The 18,634-nt window shown below is 63.8% G+C and carries 13 protein-coding genes, 1 tRNA gene and 1 pseudogene; 4 read left to right on the forward strand and 11 right to left on the reverse strand.

Features of this window, described 5'->3' with window-relative positions; genetic code table 11:
- Positions 1 to 178 precede the first annotated feature (178 nt).
- The 3 genes and pseudogenes from JYG32_RS23580 to JYG32_RS39060 form a co-directional block, all read left to right on the forward strand.
- The gene (locus tag JYG32_RS23580) at positions 179 to 1,012 is read left to right on the forward strand and encodes a PRC-barrel domain-containing protein (RefSeq protein WP_213267457.1); all 834 of its coding nucleotides are present in this window, start codon (positions 179 to 181) and stop codon (positions 1,010 to 1,012) included.
- Positions 1,013 to 1,098: 86 nt separating this feature from the next.
- Positions 1,099 to 1,353 (forward strand): hypothetical protein, encoded by a 255-nt coding sequence (locus tag JYG32_RS23585; RefSeq protein WP_213267160.1) that lies wholly within the window; start codon positions 1,099 to 1,101, stop codon positions 1,351 to 1,353.
- A 246-nt stretch (positions 1,354 to 1,599) separates the two neighbouring features.
- A pseudogene (locus JYG32_RS39060) lies at positions 1,600 to 1,689 on the forward strand (IS6 family transposase); the annotation flags it as partial.
- A 71-nt stretch (positions 1,690 to 1,760) separates the two neighbouring features.
- Here JYG32_RS39060 and JYG32_RS23590 read toward each other — a convergent pair.
- The 9 genes from JYG32_RS23590 to JYG32_RS23630 all read right to left on the reverse strand — a co-directional run bounded on the left by JYG32_RS23590 (position 1,761) and on the right by JYG32_RS23630 (position 14,461).
- Positions 1,761 to 2,300 carry an HD domain-containing protein gene (locus JYG32_RS23590; protein WP_213267458.1) on the reverse strand — a complete coding sequence of 180 codons (540 nt, stop codon included), beginning with the start codon at positions 2,298 to 2,300 and terminating at the stop codon, positions 1,761 to 1,763.
- A 138-nt stretch (positions 2,301 to 2,438) separates the two neighbouring features.
- Positions 2,439 to 3,488 (reverse strand): patatin-like phospholipase family protein, encoded by a 1,050-nt coding sequence (locus JYG32_RS23595; protein ID WP_174381034.1) that lies wholly within the window; start codon positions 3,486 to 3,488, stop codon positions 2,439 to 2,441.
- Between the two features lie 92 nt (positions 3,489 to 3,580).
- Positions 3,581 to 7,039, reverse strand: a complete 3,459-nt coding sequence (locus JYG32_RS23600) for an adenylate/guanylate cyclase domain-containing protein (RefSeq protein WP_213267161.1) — start codon at positions 7,037 to 7,039, stop codon at positions 3,581 to 3,583.
- Positions 7,040 to 7,627: 588 nt separating this feature from the next.
- A tRNA-Ile gene (locus tag JYG32_RS23605) sits at positions 7,628 to 7,703 on the reverse strand.
- Positions 7,704 to 7,832: 129 nt separating this feature from the next.
- Positions 7,833 to 10,250: an RNA polymerase sigma factor RpoD gene (gene rpoD, locus JYG32_RS23610; protein WP_174381036.1), complete on the reverse strand. Its 2,418-nt coding sequence runs from the start codon at positions 10,248 to 10,250 to the stop codon at positions 7,833 to 7,835.
- 88 nt (positions 10,251 to 10,338) lie between these two features.
- On the reverse strand, positions 10,339 to 12,213 hold the full coding sequence (dnaG, locus tag JYG32_RS23615; RefSeq protein WP_174381037.1) for a DNA primase: 1,875 nt from the start codon (positions 12,211 to 12,213) through the stop codon (positions 10,339 to 10,341).
- A gap of 67 nt (positions 12,214 to 12,280) precedes the next feature.
- Entirely contained in the window at positions 12,281 to 12,727 is a 447-nt protein-coding gene (locus JYG32_RS23620; RefSeq protein ID WP_174381038.1) for a GatB/YqeY domain-containing protein, read from the reverse strand.
- A 194-nt stretch (positions 12,728 to 12,921) separates the two neighbouring features.
- On the reverse strand, positions 12,922 to 13,134 hold the full coding sequence (gene rpsU / locus JYG32_RS23625) for a 30S ribosomal protein S21 (protein WP_006479415.1): 213 nt from the start codon (positions 13,132 to 13,134) through the stop codon (positions 12,922 to 12,924).
- Positions 13,135 to 13,240: 106 nt separating this feature from the next.
- Positions 13,241 to 14,461: an NAD(P)/FAD-dependent oxidoreductase gene (locus JYG32_RS23630; RefSeq protein WP_174381039.1), complete on the reverse strand. Its 1,221-nt coding sequence runs from the start codon at positions 14,459 to 14,461 to the stop codon at positions 13,241 to 13,243.
- 130 nt (positions 14,462 to 14,591) lie between these two features.
- On the opposite strand from JYG32_RS23630, the gene tsaD reads away from it, so the two are divergent.
- Positions 14,592 to 15,632, forward strand: a complete 1,041-nt coding sequence (tsaD, locus tag JYG32_RS23635) for a tRNA (adenosine(37)-N6)-threonylcarbamoyltransferase complex transferase subunit TsaD (protein ID WP_174381040.1) — start codon at positions 14,592 to 14,594, stop codon at positions 15,630 to 15,632.
- Between the two features lie 94 nt (positions 15,633 to 15,726).
- Here tsaD and folE2 read toward each other — a convergent pair whose 3' ends face one another.
- On the reverse strand, positions 15,727 to 16,536 hold the full coding sequence (folE2, locus tag JYG32_RS23640) for a GTP cyclohydrolase FolE2 (RefSeq protein ID WP_174381041.1): 810 nt from the start codon (positions 16,534 to 16,536) through the stop codon (positions 15,727 to 15,729).
- A 154-nt stretch (positions 16,537 to 16,690) separates the two neighbouring features.
- Complete coding sequence (gene dxs / locus JYG32_RS23645; protein ID WP_213267162.1) at positions 16,691 to 18,595, reverse strand: 1-deoxy-D-xylulose-5-phosphate synthase; 1,905 nt, start codon at positions 18,593 to 18,595, stop codon at positions 16,691 to 16,693.
- Positions 18,596 to 18,634: the final 39 nt, after the last annotated feature.

The following is an 18,634-nucleotide window of genomic DNA, read 5'->3' on the forward strand; positions in this document are numbered from 1 at the left end:
GGTACCGTGAAAGCATGCCGGAATCCGTCACGACGAAACACCAGACTGTGGCACCACGAACATGAACGGGATCGGTACGAATCGCTCGGCATCCACGGGCGAGCGACTGGACGCCACCGCACGGCACGCGGTTCAGCCGGATCATCGACATGCCGCGCATCGATCTGACGAGAACATCATGCTACGAAGCATCAAGGAATTGCACGGAAGCGCGGTCCGCGCGAAGGACGGCGACATCGGACACGTCATACAAGCCTACTTCGACGACGACAACTGGTGCATCCGTTACCTCGTCGTCGAGACGGGCGACTGGCTGCACGAGAGGCTGGTGCTCATCTCGCCCTACTCCGTCAAGCACACCGACTCCCGATCCAGCACGCTGCATGTCGACCTGACGCGCCATCAAGTAGGAGACAGCCCGGATCTGGACACACACAAGCCGGTATCCCGTCAACACGAGATCGAATACCTGCGGTACTACCATTACCCGCCCTACTGGGGTGGCCCGAACCTGTGGGGCATGGACGCATACCCTGCGTTCCATTCAGCCGCCCGGTCGCAAGATCTCGAGGCTGGAAATCCGCTGCCCACCCGCGCAACGCCGGCCGACGCGGGGGCCGACGCGCCAGCAGACACACCGACGAATACGCATCTGCGCGGCACCGGCCGGGTCAAGGGTTATCGGCTCGAAACCACGGCCGGACGCATCGGTCGCGTGTCCGACTTCATCTACGACGATGAAGCCTGGGTGATCCGCTATCTCGCAATCAGTACGCGGAACTGGTGGTTGACCAACAAGGAAGTCCTGATCGCGACGCACTGGCTCGACCGGGTGGACTGGGCCACGAAAACGGTATCAACCGCGCTCAACCGCGACTCGATTCGCCAGAGCCCCGAATACGACGATTCGCAGCCCGTCTATCGAAGCGACGAGATTGTGCTGCATCAGTTCTACGGCAAGCACGGCTACTGGTTGAATACCGAATCGTCCACGGCCCGCGGTACGCTTTGATGCCGCGGCCTCTGACTGCGTGAAACCCTGCGACGCTCACGCTTGTCCGTCCTGGACGCTTTATCAGTTCGTACCGGAGAAGATCCATGTCTGCTTTCATGCCCGTGATCTCGGCCACGCAATTCATCGAACTGGTCAATCAGCGTCTGCCCTCGCATCACGTATTCAAGGCCGGGATGCACGTGTTTCTCGTGAGGCCGGCATCCGCCGACGCCGATGCGACCGAGTTCGACTATTCACCGAGGACGCGCCGGGCGAGCGGCGTAGTCATCTATGTCGTCGATCATGTGAAATCCCAATTCCTGGTCGAGCCGAACCTGAGGCTGGCCGGGCCCGGATAGCGCCGTTCGATGCGCCCACCGGTCGAAGCCGACCCAGATTCCGTCTCGTCCGTCGACCCGCCGCCTCCGAGCGCTTCCATCAACTCCACCGCGTCGACCATCCTCTCCGCCTGCACGCTCAATACCGACAGCGGAACCGCCGGCTGAGCGATTTCATCAATTCGTTGCATCGACGGGTTGAATCCGCAGTCATCGTCCTGACATTCGGCCTCCGGGTACTCGTCGGTTCAGGCAGGCCCAGCCTCACGCGCGTCGCTCTACCGCAAACAGCTCGCTGCGCGATTCGCGACGTGGAGCGAATTCGCCGAACTCACCCTCAATCCGTCTGCTGCCTGAGCGAAGGTTTGTCCCACGCTCTTACGCGACGGTCATAACTCAACGTGACAAGACCCAGCAGCTTGTCGTCGTTATCCCGGAATCGGCAAGCTCAGCCGCCAGCTCAAATTTCTGCGCGCTCGCGTCTCGCAGCGCGTGTAGAAGAAATCTGTGAGATAGATGCGCGGGCGGGCGAGTAACCCGCGCAGAATGGTCCGTTCATGAAGGTCGTAAGCCCGGTCGTCAAGATCAGGGCGCTCCGCCCTGAGGAGGCGGCCGTCTTCGCGAAATCTGCTGCGAGAAGCGCCAAGCGCTGCCAGGTCGATGTCGCACACGAAGCGGGTATCCAGTTCTGCGGCAATGCCCAAGTGGGTCGTCGCGAGAATCATCTCGCAGATACGTTCGCTCGCGCGGATTCGCCCCCCAGCCTGGCGGCAGAACCAGTCCGCGCTACGCTGCTCGTTATCTTGCGCGCCAGGAACGAAAATCACGTCATGGAACCAAAGCGTGAGCTCGACGGCGTCCGGTTCGGGAATCGAGTCGCGCGCCAGGTCCAGATGACGCAAACATCGCCGGACATGCACGAGCGTATGGTAACGGCGCGCCGGCTCCATATAGCATTGCGCCAGCATGCGATAGACATCCCTGGCATGTGTCCCGCCGCTGCACGACCACAACGCGACGAATCGCGCCTGCGTCCGGTTCACGTTCGCTCCTTGGCCCGGGACGGCTACGCATGAGCGCCCCATGCCGACATTACCGCGATGCGCTCAGAGAAATTCTCTGCGGATGTCGATACTCGACCGCTGTCCGATGTTTCCGTAGTGATGCGCGAGCCACGCATCCGCTTCGCGTCTCCCGTGGTCACGCAGCTCGCTCAGAAATCCCCAATCCGCGTTGTACTTGCTCGATACACTCAACGCGCACAGAGCGTCGTCGGCGCGAATGGAATGAATCAGCATTTCCTTCATCTCGCCGCGTTGTATCGTGCCTTGCTGGATCAGGTCAGTGACGAACGCGATGGCTCGCATCTCGCGCATCAGCGACGAGTTAAAACTGATCTCGCTGATACGGTTGAGAATTTCGGCAGCCGTGATGGGTACACCGCGGCGCACGAGCGGATTGATGTGCACGATCACGACGTCGCGCGTCGCGCAATTGTAGATAAGGGGATAGATGGCCGGATTACCCATATAGCCGCCATCCCAGTAGTACTCGCCATCGATTGTGACCGCCTGGAACAGTGTCGGCACGCATGCCGATGCGAGCACCGCGTCTGCACTGACATCCTCTCCCGTGAAGAGGCGTATTTTCCCCGTCTCGACGTTGGTTGCGCATAGATACAACCGGATCGGACAGTGCTTGCGCAGCGCGTCGAAGTCAACCTGGTTCTCGAGCACTTCGCGCAGCGGGTTCAGGTTGTTCGGATTGAACTGATAGGGCGAAAACACGCGCAACATCATGTCGGCGAATGCATAAAGCGGCGAATGATCGAGCCCGAAGCTGTGCGTGCCCTTCAGCCACGGCACCCAGCGCAGCGGGTTGTAGCGCTCCGCCGATTGTGCGACCGCCTGCCAGAAGTCGTGCAGCGCCTGACGCGCACCGTCTTCGCCTCCCTTTTGCAGACCGTATGCGAGTACAGCGGCGTTCATCGCGCCTGCGCTGGTTGCACTGACACCCTCTATTGCGAGCCTACCGTCTTCGATCAGCCGGTCAAGCACGCCCCAGGTGAAGGCGCCGTGCATCCCGCCACCCTGCAAAGCCAGCGCGATCCGTTTGCGCGGTACATCGTTGCGGCGTCTCGTGTGCGTGATTGTCATGCCCGTTTCCCCAGCTCTCCGTCATGCCGAGCAGCGGCAGGTAGTGGACGGTACGTCGTCACACGATACGTCGTCGTGCGCCGCAGGTCCATTCATCCTGCGCGCGCGTCCAATGCATCCAGCAGCGCTTTCGCCTCTCGCAGGTCGCTCGTGTCAAAGCCTTCCGTGAAGCAGGCGTACACCTCGGACAGCGCTTGCCTTGCCTCCACAGTCTTCCCCTGCCGTTGCAATAGCCGCGCAAGGTCTGACGCTGCTCGCAATTCCAGCGCTCTGGCACCCTGCCGGCGCGCTCGCGCGATCGCTCTGTGAAAACAGTCAACCGCTTCGTCATCGCCTGCAGCGGCAGTCCCCTCCTTGCTCGCCCCTCCGGCCAGATAGATTCCCGTGAGCCGGTACAGCTCGGCCTCGTAGCAATGCTCACCGGAGTGCTCGACGATCGTCGTAGCCTCTTCAAGCATGTCCAGTGCTGCCCTCTTGTCACCCGCGCGCCAGTAACTGTCGGCGAGCAACGCGAGAGCATATGGCCGCTGGTCTTCGCCGCCAGTTGCCCGCTGCGCGTCGAGTCCCAGCCGCATCTGCTCGATGCCGTCCTGGATGTGTCCTTGCGCGCTCATCGCCCAGCCTCGCAGAAGCGTCCCCCACGCGAGCCAGTACGGCAATCCGTGCTCGGTCGATACTGCAATGACCGCTTCTGCGCGCTCGGCGGCAAGCATCGGCTCCCTCCGCAGCTGATGCAAGTGCGCCGCGTAGGTAAGACTGAACGCCAGAGATGGCCCATAAGAAAGGTGCCGTGCGAGCGCAAGCGCTTCAACGCTGCGGTCGAGCGCTTGGTCGGGATACCCCTGAATCCACAAGGTCAACACAAGGAAACTGAGCGCCCGGATGCCAGGATCCACCCCGTGCGTGAAGACGTGTGCCTGATGCTGCTCCGGATTGTAGATCGCAAGGGCCTGTTCCAGGTGTGTGCGAGCAGCATCGAAATCGCCCTGCAGAAAAAAGCACGAGCCCAGTGCGCTATGTGCCTCAATGAGGAAGCCTGGTTCATTCGCATCCCGCGCGGTACCGAGCATCCGGTTGCCCAGATCAGTCGCGAGAGCATACTCGCCGCGCACCACGTGGTACATCCGCAATCCCAACTGTGTCGCAAAGCGTTGCGATGCCTCACCAGTCCGCTCGCACAACTCGAGCGCGCGCGTATAGGTCGCACCCACCTCTGTCGCGCCGTATCCACGCACATCCATCAAGACTGGCCCAAGGGAAAGCAGCAGTGCCAGTTCCCAATGCGCACGCATAGGCGTGTCCGGCAAGCCCTTCAGTAACGCAAGCGCAGCTCCGAGGTGATTCATTGCATCGTGATGGGCAGCATGGCGTAGCGCCTGCTGCGCCGCACGATGCAGGTATTCGACAGCCTTGGGAATGTTTCCGCTCTGACCGTAGTGGTGCGCAAGTTCGCTGCAGTAATCGGCTATGCGCGTCGGGAACAGCACCTCGATCGCCTGCGCGGTGCGCTCGTGCAGCGTGGTGCGCCGCTCCATGAGCAACGAGCGCCCGGCCACTTCCTGAGTCAGCGCGTGTTTGAATGAATAATTGACTTCGGGAAACGCGGGCCGCTCGTAGATGAACTCCGCAGCTTCCAGATGTGCGAGCAGACGACGCAGTTCGTCGTCCCGCGCCGACGCCTCACCGCAAATCCGCTGGATCAGGCTGAACGGAAACTCGTGGCCTATCACCGCGAGTGCCTGCAGCATTTCCTTTTCCTCGACGGGAAGCCGGTCGATTCGAGCGGCCAGCACGCCCTGCACGGTGGTCGGAATGTGCAGCGTCGCCGGAGTCTCCACGATGCGATAACGCCCGGCATCGCCGAGCAGCGACTTCTCTTCGACAAGCGTCTGGACCACTTCCTCGATGAAAAACGGGTTGCCCTCCGTCTTCTCCAGGATGAGCTGCTTGAGGGGCGCGAGCGTGCGATCCTCGCCGAGCAGCGCCGTGAGCAGTCCCTGAGCATCGGACGGGCCAAGCGGTTCGAGCCGGATTTTGCTGCAATGAACCGCGCCGGCCCACGCAGGCTGATACTCGAGCCGGTAATTCACCAAAAGCAGGATGCGTGCGTCCGGCACGTGGTCGATCAGGTATGTGAGGAACGCTTCAGTTTCACGGTCCAGCCATTGCAGATCCTCGAACAGCAAATGGACCGGCTGATTTTGACTCTCTCGCACGAGAAGCTGCCTGATCGCGTCGAAGGTGCGGTCGCGCCGGATCTGCGGATCCATCTCGACGAGTACCGACTCGCCCTCACCGATTCCAAGCAGATAGAGGACGTATGGCACGAGGTCCTCGAAACTGCGCTCGAGCGTGAGCGCCTTGCCGATGACCTTTTCCCGGCAGCGCCGTTCGTCGTCCTGCGGCGTGATCTGGAAATAGTTCTTCAGGAGCTCGATGAGCGGCAAATTGGAAAACGCCTTGCCGTGCGATACCGAAAACGTCTCCAGCACCAGCGCGCCACGTCGTGAACGCTCTTTGAACTCGTGGAAGAGGCGAGACTTTCCGACGCCGGCCTCGCCCACAACGCCGACAACGCGTCCATGCCCGGCCCTCATGGTCTCCAGTGCCCGGTTCAGGTGTTCCATTTCCGTTTCGCGGCCGACGAACCGCGCGAGACCACGGTGCGCCGCCAGTTGCAGGCGCGTGCGTAACGCACCCAGGCCAAGCACCTCGTATACGCGCAGCGGCGCGGGAATTCCCTTGAGTTGCGTTGCCCCCAGCGCCTTGAACTCGAAATAGCCTTCGGCCAGCTTGTGGGTGGACTCGCTGACGAGAATTGACGTGGGCGTGGCGATTCCCTCAATCCGCGATGCGATGTGGATCGTATGCCCGAGCGGATCGTATTCGGTGTGCAAGTCGTCGGTGCGGATGGAACGGACGACGACCTCGCCGGTATGAACACCGACGCGAATTTGCAGAGGAATGCCCTCCTGCAGACGAATGCGGTCGCCATGTTGCCGCATCGCTTGCTGCATTCGCAATGCAGCGAAAAGCGCTCGCTGTGCATGGTCTTCGTGGGCGATCGGTGCGCCGAACAGCGCGAGGATGCCATCGCCGAGCGATTTCGCTACGTACCCTTCATAGTAGTGGACAGCTTCCATCATCAGCTCGACCACGGGCACGATCAAGCGATGCGCCACTTCGGGATCGAGATCGTGGATCAAAGCGGTCGACCCGGCCATGTCAGCAAACAGCGCGGTAACGGTCTTGCGCTCGCCAGCAGGTTCGCCGCGCGCTTCCATGGCCGTGTGTTCGGCGCGGATCCGCTCGGCGAGATGATCCGGCGTGTAATGAATCGGGGTTGGCGACGAATCCTGACCCGATGATGGCCGAGAAAGTGGCGGCGCAGCCGCAGGTGTCGTCAGCGACGTCCCGCAATTGCTGCAGAAGCGTGCTGCTGGCTCTACCTCATGTCCACAATGCGGGCAATTTTGTGGCAGCACGGCCTGACATTCCTGGCAGAACCTCGTACCGGCAGGATTCTCGGACCCGCATATCGTGCAGCGCATAAACCCTCTTCCGACCAAGGGTCAACATCAATACATTATGCGCCACCATCTGCGGGTATTCAGGCCGGCAAGCGTGATCATGCATGCCTACAAGCGACGAAACCAATGGCTCAACGGCAGTAGACGCGGTGCTCGAGAAACATCAGCGCCAGTTCGAAACCCAAGGGGATGGTCAGCGCTATAGCGGCGTGTTGGCCCCCTCGAACGGATCTGAAGATTCAAATGGGCCTCCGACGGGCGGCCGGCGACATCCAGGTATGCGATGTCCAGGCCAACTTCCATCCGCCCGCTACTGAGCGGGGCGCCCTCTGCAACGGAAGGAACAATGCAACCCGCGCTCTCAACGCTGCTGCACCGCTTCTACGATATCTGATCGTTGAGGCGACGACGATAGGACCGCTTGCCTCCGGTCGGTAGCGGTGTCGGTTAAAGGCATCGTACAGGTCCGGGGGCAACAGGCAACAGGGAAAGTACACTTGCCCTGGCTGCCCATGGAATCCCTTGGACGCCCCAGGAAATAAAAAACCCGCGAAGCCTTGAGGCTATCGCGGGTTTGCGGCAATCCATGGAACACCATGGAAGCGAATCTGGTGGGCCCGGCGGGGTTCGAACCCGCGACCAATCGATTATGAGTCGACTGCTCTAACCGCTGAGCTACAAGCCCTGATGAGATACGAAGCGTGCTACACGCAGCCCCGGCAAAGAAGCCGGGCCGGCATTGTAACAACAAAGGAGACAAACGCCACCGGCATCACGCAGATGCCGGCGGCGTTCGCAGCAGAGACGCTGGAAATCAGTTCCCTTCGAGGAACGACTTCAGCTTGTCGGAACGGCTCGGGTGACGCAGCTTGCGCAGCGCCTTGGCCTCGATCTGACGGATCCGCTCGCGCGTGACGTCGAACTGCTTGCCGACTTCCTCGAGCGTGTGATCGGTGCTCATCTCGATACCGAAACGCATCCGCAGCACCTTCGCCTCGCGCGGCGTCAGCGAATCGAGCACGTCCTTCACGACGTCGCGCATGCTTGCATGCAGCGCGGCATCCGCCGGCGCGACCGTGTTGTTGTCCTCGATGAAGTCGCCGAGATGGGAATCGTCGTCGTCACCGATCGGCGTTTCCATCGAGATCGGCTCCTTCGCGATCTTCATGATCTTGCGGATCTTGTCTTCCGGCATCTCCATCTTCTCGGCAAGCGTTGCCGGATCCGGCTCGAGACCGGTTTCCTGCAGAATCTGCCGCGAGATGCGATTCATCTTGTTGATCGTCTCGATCATGTGAACCGGAATACGGATCGTGCGCGCCTGGTCAGCGATCGAGCGCGTGATGGCCTGACGGATCCACCACGTCGCATAGGTCGAGAACTTGTAGCCGCGACGGTATTCGAACTTGTCCACCGCCTTCATCAGGCCGATGTTGCCTTCCTGGATCAGGTCGAGGAACTGCAGGCCGCGGTTCGTGTACTTCTTCGCGATCGAGATCACGAGACGCAGGTTCGCCTCGGTCATTTCGCGCTTCGCCTGGCGTGCCTTCAGTTCGCCGGCCGCCATCTGGCGGTTGGTTTCCTTCAGGTCCTTCAGCGGCAGCACGACACGAGCCTGCAGGTCGAGCAGGCGCTGCTGCTGTTCGCGGATCGCCGGGATGTTGCGCGACAGGACCGCGCTGTACGAATGGCCTTCGGCCGTGATCTTCTCGGACCAGTCGAGATCCGTCTCGCTGCCCGGGAAGCGCGCGATGAATTCCGAACGCGGCATGCCGCACTTGTCGACGACGATGTGCAGGATCTGGCGCTCGACCTGACGCACTTCATCCACTTGCGCACGCAGCGTGTCGCACAGACGCTCGACGGTACGCGCGGTGAAGCGGATCGTCATCAGCTCGGTCTGGATCGTTTCCTGCGCCTTCAGGTAGGACTTCGACTTGTAGCCTTCCTTCTCGAACGCGCGGCGCATCTTGTCGAACCACTCGCTGATCTGCGAGAACTTGTCGAGCGATGCGCGCTTGAGGGCTTCGAGCTGGGCGGCGTTGGCGGTCGCCTGCGCGGTGCCGTCATCGTCCTCCTCTTCCTCTTCTTCCTCTTCCTCTTCGGCTTCCTCGTCCTCGTTCTCGATGGCTTCCGCTTCCTTCGCGGAGAAGCCGTCCGTGTCGGCAGTGTCCGACGCATTCGGATCGAGCAGGCCGTCGACGAGCTCGTCGACGCGGATCTCTTCGTTCGCGACGCGCTCGGCCATCGCGAGGATGTCGGCGATCGTCGTCGGGCACGCGGAAATCGCCATCACCATGTGGCGCAGGCCGTCCTCGATCCGCTTCGCGATCTCGATTTCGCCTTCGCGCGTGAGCAGCTCGACCGTGCCCATTTCGCGCATGTACATCCGGACCGGATCGGTCGTGCGGCCGAATTCCGAATCGACGGTGGACAGCGCGACTTCCGCTTCCTCTTCGACCTCATCGTCCGACGACGCGGCCGGCGCGTTGTCGTTCAGGAGCAGCGTTTCCGCGTCCGGCGCCTGCTCGTAGACCGCCACGCCCATGTCGTTGAACGTGCCGATGATGCCTTCGAGGGCTTCGGTCTCGGTGAAGTTGTCCGGCAGGTGGTCGTTGATTTCGGCGTACGTAAGGAAGCCGCGCTCCTTGCCGAGCTTGATCAGCGCGCGCAGCTTAACGCGGCGCTCTTCGAGCTCCTCGGCCGTGCCCGGCGTGCTCGTCGCGAACGCTTCCTTCAGCAGCGCCTTTTCCTTGGCGCGCCGATCGCGCACCTTGGATTTGCCCGGTGCAGCCGCGGCTGCGGGCTGCTCGTCGCTCTGATTTGCGTCGTCAACGACGGATACTTCGTTCAGCTTTTTGGTCATGGAGTTCGCCGTACCGGCTATATCGACTCGCGGCTGCTGGACGACAGCCGGTTGAACCGTGGGTGCATGAGTAGTACGTACTGCCGTTTCGTCCGCGGCGGCAGTCGTGTCCCTTGCGCTTTTCGCACTTGCCCGCTTCGCCGCCGGCTTGGCCGGCCCGGAGTCGGGTCTCGCGGCAGCCCGTGTTCTGGCTGCCGGTGCCGGCGCAGCCTGAGCAGTGCCGGCCGCGGTTTTCTTTCCTGCAGGAGCAGACGTGGCTGAAGACGTTGTCCTGGTGGAAGAAGCAGACTTGGCCGCTGTGACCTTCTTGGTCGGCTCCGTCGAGCCCTTGCCTGTTGCTTTCTTTCCGCCTGTCGTCTTTGCCATCGCGATTCTCGCCTCTGCTTGGAAAACAAACCGCTGGAAACCTTATATTATAGCACGCTGGGGAACCCTCTCTAAGCGCCCCGGCCGCCTACAGCCCGAGCCGACGCTTCATGTCGGTTCGCTGCTGGTTCAATTCCGTCAATTCAGCCAATTCCTCGGGTGTGAAGGTGGATTGCCGCGCCAGCCGATCGAGCCGGTCGCAGCAAGCGTCATAGCGCATCTTGAGCACCGCCGCCTGCAGTTCCTCTCCCGCGATCCGTTCCTGCTCACGCTGCCGCTCGGGCACCGTCTCGTCTTCCGGATTCTGTAACAGCAAATCGCGGACGTTTTCATCATAGTCCAGAATTTCGCGGAAGATTTCCTCGTAAGTCGCCCCGTTCGAGGACGTCCGCAAGACATCCGACAGCAGCCGGAACTCCGCGCCGTCGCCCAGCGCACGCGCATGATCGACGACTTCGGCGAACAACTCGCCGATGCGCGGCAACGCGCGCAGGGTCGCAATCTGCTCGTCGTCGAGCTGCGACGCGATACGCGGATGCATCACCAGCGTGCGCAACGCGCGCTTTTCGCTGTCCGTCACGCGGCGTCGCTCGCTGCGCGCGGGTGCCTGGCGCGGCGGCGCCGCGATCCGCGTATCGACGTCGGACAGCCCCGCGACCTCTTCGAACGGGATGTCGAGGCGGTCCGCGAACATGTGCATGATCTGCGCGCGCAACGCGTTCGCGGGCAGCGCCTGCAGCAACGGCTTCGCATCGAACAGTGCCTTCGCGCGGCCTTCCGGCTGATCGAGCGCCTTGCCGGCAATTGCTTCGTTCAGCAAAAATTGCGACAGCGGCATCGCACGCTCGACCTGCTCGGAGAACGCGTCCGCGCCGAACTCCCGCACATAGCTGTCCGGGTCGTGCTCGGCCGGCAGAAAAAGGAACCGGATCGTGCGGTTGTCCGCCGCATGCGGCAGGCAGGCCTCGAGCGCACGCCGTGCCGCACGCCGCCCGGCCGAGTCGCCGTCGAAACTGAAAATGACCGTGTCGGTCTGGCGCAGCAGCTTCTGCACGTGAATCGGCGTGCACGCGGTGCCGAGCGTCGCGACCGCGTTCGGGAAACCCAGTTGCGCGAGCGCGACGACGTCCATGTAGCCCTCGACGACCAGCACGTACTTGCGCTCGCGAATCGCGAGCCGCGCCTCGAACAGCCCGTACAGCTCGCTGCCCTTGTTGAACAGCGGCGTTTCGGGCGAGTTCAGGTACTTCGGCTCGCCGCTGCCGAGCACGCGGCCGCCGAAGCCGATCACCTGCCCCTTCACGTTGCGGATCGGGAACATGATCCGCTCGCGGAACCGGTCGTAGCGGCGCGCAACGCCCTGCGCATCGGTTTTCTCGCTGACGATCACAAGCCCCGATTCGACGAGCGACTCGTCGCGATAGTCCGGGAACGCGGCTTCGAGGTTCTGCCAGCCGTCCGGCGCATAACCGAGCCCGAAACGCGCGGCGATTTCGCCGGTCAGGCCCCGGTTCTTCAGATACTGGATCGCAACCGTCGCGCCGCGCAACTGCTTGCGGTAGTAGTCGCACGCGGCCGACATCGCGTCGGACAGCGCGGTCGCAACGGATTTCGACACGGGCGCCGGATAGTCGCCGCCCCCGCCTCCACCGCCACCGCCGCGCATCGACGGCTCGTGCGGCACGGTCAGCCCGACGGACTGCGCGAGTTCCTGCACGGCTTCCGGGAACGTGAGCCCCGCATGCTCCATCAGGAAGCCGATCGCCGTACCGTGCGCGCCGCAGCCGAAGCAGTGATAGAACTGCTTGGTCGGGCTGACGGTAAACGACGGGCTCTTCTCGTTATGGAACGGGCACAGCCCCATGAAGTTGGCGCCGCCCTTCTTGAGCTGCACGTACCGACCCACCACGTCGACGATATCGACGCGGTTCAGCAAGTCCTGCAGGAACGAATGCGGAATCACCGTGGGATCGAGCGAAAAAAGACCATGCGACGCCCGGCGCACGCAACGCCGCGCGCCGGGAACGGGTTTACTTCGTGAGCGCGGCCTTGACCTGCGCGGAAACGGCCGTCATGTCGGCACGGCCGGCGAGCTTGCCCTTCAGCACGCCCATCACCTTGCCCATGTCCTGCGGGCCGGCCGCACCCGTTTGCGCGACCGCCGCCTGGATTTCGGCCGCCACTTCGGCGTCCGACAGTTGCGCGGGCATGTAGCCGCCCAGCACCGTCAGCTCGGCCTGCTCCTTCGCGACGAGGTCGTCGCGGCCGGCGGCCTGGAACTGGCTGATCGAATCCTTGCGCTGCTTGATCATCTTGTCGATCACGGCCGTGATGCCCGCGTCGTCGAGCGTGACCCGATCATCGACCTCGCGCTGCTTGATCGCGGCCATCAGCAGGCGAATCGTCGACAGGCGCTCGCTGTCCTTCGCGCGCATCGCGGCCTTCATGTCTTCGCTGATCTGCTCTTTCAAACTCATCTTTCACCCGGGATGGAAACGTGAACCCGACGCCCGCGAACAGACGTCAACACAAAAACCCGCTTGGGACAGTGTCTCAAGCGGGTTGCTCGAATCCGGCATCGGCGACTCGCCGCCTGATCGGCTGCACGATCGTACCCGATCGCACGGAGTCGCCGGTGCGCCGCTCAGCGAACCGCGCGGCGCCCAATCGTTCAGTACAGCTTCTTCGGCAACGTCTGGCTGCGGATACGCTTGTAATGACGCTTCACCGCAGCAGCCTTCTTGCGCTTGCGCTCCGCGGTCGGCTTCTCGTAAAACTCGCGCGCACGAAGCTCGGTCAACAGACCGTTCTTCTCGATCGTGCGCTTGAAGCGACGCATTGCAACTTCGAACGGCTCGTTCTCTTTAACGCGAATGATCGTCATGATCCGACACGAATAAAGGTTTGCAGGGAAAGACTACCGAGTATAGCAGAGCGATTGCCCAAAGGCACGGGGCCTGGTCCCGCTAAAACCAGGCTTGCCCGGCCTGTCAGGCGCCGCGCGCATACTCCGCCGCAGCCTGCCCGGCCGCCGTGCCGGACGCCCACGCCCACTGGAAGTTGTAGCCGCCGAGCCAGCCCGTCACGTCCACCGCCTCGCCGACGAAGAACAGCCCCGGCACGCGCGCGCTCATCATCGTCGCCGACGACAGTTCCCGCGTATCGACCCCGCCCTTCGTCACTTCGGCCTTCTTGTAGCCCTCGGTGCCATTCGGCGTCAGCGTCCAGCCGGACAGCGCGTCGCCGATCTGGCGCAGCGTCTTGTCGGGCAGGTCCGCGAGCCGCGCGTCGGCCGCGACGCGATGCGTGTCGAGCCACGCATGCGCGAGGCGCGACGGCACCCAGTCCGCGAGCAGCGAACCGATCTGGCGTTTCGACGTGCGCTTCGCGTCGAGCAGGTCATCCACCGTGTCGCGCTGCGGCAGCAGGTCGACGCGGATCGGGTCGCCGGGCTGCCAGTAGCTCGAGATCTGCAGGATGCCGGGCCCGGACAGGCCGCGATGGGTCAGCAGCAGGTCCTCGACGAATTCGCCGCCGCGCTTCTTGTCGCCGGTCGATACGCGCACTTCGAGCGATACGCCGGACAACGCCGCGAACGGCTCCCAGTCGTGCTGCGCGAACGTAAGCGGCACGAGCGCGGGCCGCGTATCGATGAGCTTGTGACCGAACTGCTTCGCGAGCCGGTAGCCGAAGTCCGTCGCGCCGATCTTCGGGATCGACAGGCCGCCGGTCGCGACAATCACTGCGCGCGCACCGATCGCCCCGGCCTGCTGCGTGTCGAGCGTGAAGCCGTCGGCCGGCGCATGGCGCACCGCGTCGACGACGACGGGCCGGCGCCACGCGATGCCGCCCGCGTCGCACTCGTGCTTCAGCACGTCGATGACCGCGTCGCTGCCGTGATCGCAAAAAAGCTGGCCCTTGTGCTTTTCGTGCCAGGTCACATGATGGCGCTTGAGCAGCCCGAGGAAGTCGCGCGGCGTATAGCGCGCCAGCGCCGAGCGCGCGAAATGCGGATTCGCCGACAGGTAGTTGTCGGGGCCTGCGTACAGGTTCGTGAAGTTGCAGCGGCCGCCGCCCGAGATGCGGATTTTCTCGGCGAGCCGCGGTGCGTGATCGATCAGCACGACGCGGCGGCCGAGCTGCCCGGCGACCGCGGCGCTCATCATCCCGGCGGCGCCCGCGCCGATCACGGCGATGTCATAAGTTTCCATGGCGCGGATTGTACCTGCCCGGCATCGGGCCCGGGCAGCCGCCAGCGGCGGCCGTCCCTCGCCTGCTATACTTCCCGGTTACGTCGACCTTCCTGCGGCGCGCCCGATACGGCGCGCCCTGCCCGTACCCATGCTCGTTCTCGGCATCGAAAGCTCCTGTGACGAAACCGGCCTCGCGCTCTACGACACGCAGCGCGGCCTGCTCGCGCACGCGCTCCATTCGCAGATCGCGATGCACCGCGACTACGGCGGCGTCGTGCCCGAACTCGCGTCGCGCGACCACATCCGCCGTGCGCTGCCGCTGCTCGAGGAAGTGATGGCGCAAAGCGGCACGCACCGCGACGACATCGACGCGATCGCGTTCACCCAAGGCCCCGGCCTCGCCGGCGCGCTGCTGGTCGGCGCGAGCATCGCGAATGCGCTCGCACTCGCGTGGAACAAGCCGACCGTCGGCATCCATCACCTCGAAGGCCACCTGCTGTCGCCGCTGCTCGTCGACCAGCCGCCGCCGTTCCCGTTCGTCGCGCTGCTGGTTTCCGGCGGCCACACGCAACTGATGCGCGTGACCGACGTCGGCGTGTACGAGACGCTCGGCGAAACGCTCGACGACGCGGCCGGCGAAGCGTTCGACAAGACGGCGAAACTGATCGGCCTCGGTTATCCAGGCGGCCCGGAAGTGTCGAAGCTCGCCGAAACGGGCACGCCGGGCGCGGTCGTGCTGCCTCGCCCGATGCTGCATTCGGGCGATCTCGACTTCAGCTTCAGCGGCCTGAAGACGGCCGTGCTCACGCAGATGAAGAAGTTCGAGGCGGCGAAGCTGGCGGGCGAAGCGCTCGAACGCGCGAAAGCCGACCTCGCGCGCGGTTTCGTCGACGCGGCCGTCGACGTGCTCGTCGCGAAGTCGCTCGCCGCGCTGAAGAAGACGAAGCTCAAGCGCCTCGTGGTCGCGGGCGGCGTCGGCGCGAACCGCCAGTTGCGCGCGGCGCTGTCGGCCGCCGCGGCCAAGCGCGGCTTCGACGTGCACTACCCCGATCTCGCACTCTGCACCGACAACGGCGCAATGATCGCGCTCGCGGGTGCGCTGCGGCTCGGCCGCTGGCCCGAGCAGGCGAACGCCGACTACGCATTCACGGTGAAGCCGCGCTGGGATCTCGCGTCGCTCGCACGCTGAGCCGCGCAACGCGACGCCGCACGCACCGGCACACGTACAAAAGGCCGCTCAAACGAGCGGCCTTTGTTTATCGGCGCGACAAAACGACGCAGCGTTATGCAGCCTGCCGCTTGTCGCGTTCGATCAGTGCATACGCGCTGTGATTGTGGATCGACTCGAAGTTCTCGGCTTCGAGCACGTATGCGACCACGCGCTCGTCCGCATCGAGACGCTGCGCGACGTCGCGCACGAGATCCTCGACGAACTTCGGGTTCTCGTATGCACGCTCGGTGACGAACTTCTCGTCCGGCCGCTTCAGCAGGCCCCACAATTCGCACGACGCCTCTTCCTCCGCGATGCGGATCAGCGCCTCGACCGGCAGGTCGGCCGCGAGTTCGGCGTCGATCGTCACGTGCGAGCGCTGGTTGTGCGCGCCGTACTGCGAGATCTTCTTCGAGCACGGGCAAAGGCTCGTCACGGGCACGAGCACCTTCAGGAACAGGCGCGTGTCGCCGTTGCGGCTTTCGCCCGCGAGCGTCACTTCATAGTCGAGCAGGCTCTGCACGCCGGACACCGGCGCGGTCTTGTTCACGAAGTACGGGAACGTGACCTCGATCCGGCCGGCCTCGGCCTCGAGCTTCTCGAGCATCGCCGCGAGCATCGCGCGGAAGCGCTCGACCGTCAGCGGCGCGCGGTTCTCTTCGAGCAGCGCGACGAAGCGCGACATGTGCGTGCCCTTCTGGTCGGCCGGCAGGCGGACGTCGAGGTTCCAGACGCCAACGGTCGGCTGCACGTCGCCGCTTTCGGTACGCACCGTCAACGGATGCCGGACCGCCTTCACGCCCACGCGCTGAATCGGAATCTGACGGGTATCCACCGTGCTCTGCACGTCGGGCATCACGAAGGCGGGGTTCATCTGGTTCATCTTGTTCAATCCTTGTAAACCGCGCGTTCGACGACGCGCACGCCGCGTCACGCGGCAGCCGGAAAAGCAACATGGGCCCGCAGGCCCATGTTTTCCGCATCAATGAAGACCGGTTGCGCCAGTCGCACCGGCGCCGCCCGCAGGCGGCGCCAGCTTATGCGACGCGCTTCGCCTGACCGGCGACGTCGGCCGCCGGGTTCAGGAAGCGTTCGCGAATCGATTTCGCGATGCCCGCGCCGTCGAGGCCGCATTGCGACAGCAGCTTCGCGGGGTCACCGTGATCGATGAACAGGTCAGGGAGGCCCAATTGTAGTACGGGTCGGATAACCCCACTCTCCATCAGGGCTTCCACGCAGGCCGAGCCCGCACCGCCCATCACGCAGCCTTCCTCGACCGTGACGAGGTAGTCGTGCGTCTCGGCGAGTTCGCGCACGAGCGCCGCGTCGACCGGCTTCACGAAGCGCATGTTCGCGACGGTTGCATCGAGCTCCTCGGCCGCGGCGAGCGACGGTGCGACCATCGTGCCGAATGCGAGGATCGCGACACGCTTGCCTTCCTGCTGCGCCGTGCGGCGACGCACTTCACCCTTGCCGAGCGGGATCTCGGTGAATTCCTTCACCGTCGGCACGCCCGTGCCCGCGCCGCGCGGATAGCGCACCGCGGTCGGGTTCGGCTGCTGCAGCGCGGTGTGCAGCATCTGGCGGCATTCGTTCTCGTCGGATGCGGCCATGATCGTCATGTTCGGGATGCAGCGCATGAACGCGAGATCGTATGCACCCGCGTGCGTCGCGCCGTCCGCGCCGACGAGGCCCGCGCGGTCGATCGCGAACACGACCGGCAGGTTCTGCAGTGCGACGTCGTGGATCAGTTGATCGTACGCACGCTGCAGGAACGTCGAGTAGATCGCGACGACCGGCTTGAGCCCTTCGGTCGCGAGGCCGCCCGCGAACGTCACCGCGTGCTGCTCGGCGATGCCGACGTCGTAGTAGCGATCCTTGAAGCGCTTCTCGAACTCGACCATGCCCGAGCCTTCGCGCATCGCGGGCGTGATGCCGACGACACGCGTATCGCGCTCGGCTTCATCGCACAGCCACTCGCCGAACACTTGCGTGTACGTCTTCTTCGCGGGCGCGGTCGACGGCTTGATGCCTTCGGCCGGATTGAACTTGCCGGGGCCGTGATAGAGCACGGGATCGGCTTCGGCGAGCTTGTAGCCCTGGCCTTTCTTCGTCACCACGTGCAGGAACTGCGGGCCGCGCAGTTCGCGGATGTTCTGCAGCGTCGGGATCAGCGAATCGAGATCGTGACCGTCGATCGGGCCGATATAGTTGAAGCCGAACTCTTCGAACAGCGTGGCCGGCACAACCATGCCCTTCGCGTGCTCCTCGAGCTTGCGCGCGAGTTCGAGTACCGGCGGCGCAACGCTCAGCACGCGCTCGACGCCCGCGCGAGCAGCGGCGTAGAAGCGGCCCGACATCAGGCGTGCGAGATGGCGATTCAGCGCGCCGACCGGCGGCGAGATCGACATGTCGTTGTCGTTCAGGATCACGAGCACTTTCGCATCTTCCGACACGCCCGCGTTGTTCATCGCCTCGAACGCCATGCCGGCCGTCATCGCGCCGTCGCCGATCACGGCGATCGAGAAGCGGTCGTCACCGTTCAACTGGCTGCCGATCGCCATGCCGAGCGCGGCCGAGATCGACGTGCTCGAGTGCGCGGTGCCGAACGTGTCGTATTCCGACTCCGAACGGCGCGGGAAACCCGAGATGCCGTCCTGCTGACGCAGCGAATGCATCTGGTCGCGACGGCCGGTCAAAATCTTGTGCGGATAGGTCTGGTGGCCCACATCCCAGACGATGCGATCGTTCGGCGTGTTGAACACGTAGTGCAACGCGATCGTCAGCTCGACCGTCCCGAGGTTGGACGACAAATGGCCGCCCGTCTTCGACACGCTGTCGAGCACGAACGCGCGCAGTTCATCCGCGAGCGGTTGCAGTTGGCGACGATCGAGGCGGCGCAAATCCGCCGGGTCGTCGATGGTTTTCAGCAAGTCGTACATCGTCGTTCCATTGTAGGAAATCAAACGCGCCCGCATTCT

This window comes from Burkholderia pyrrocinia (assembly GCF_018417535.1).
GTDB lineage: Bacteria > Pseudomonadota > Gammaproteobacteria > Burkholderiales > Burkholderiaceae > Burkholderia > Burkholderia pyrrocinia_E.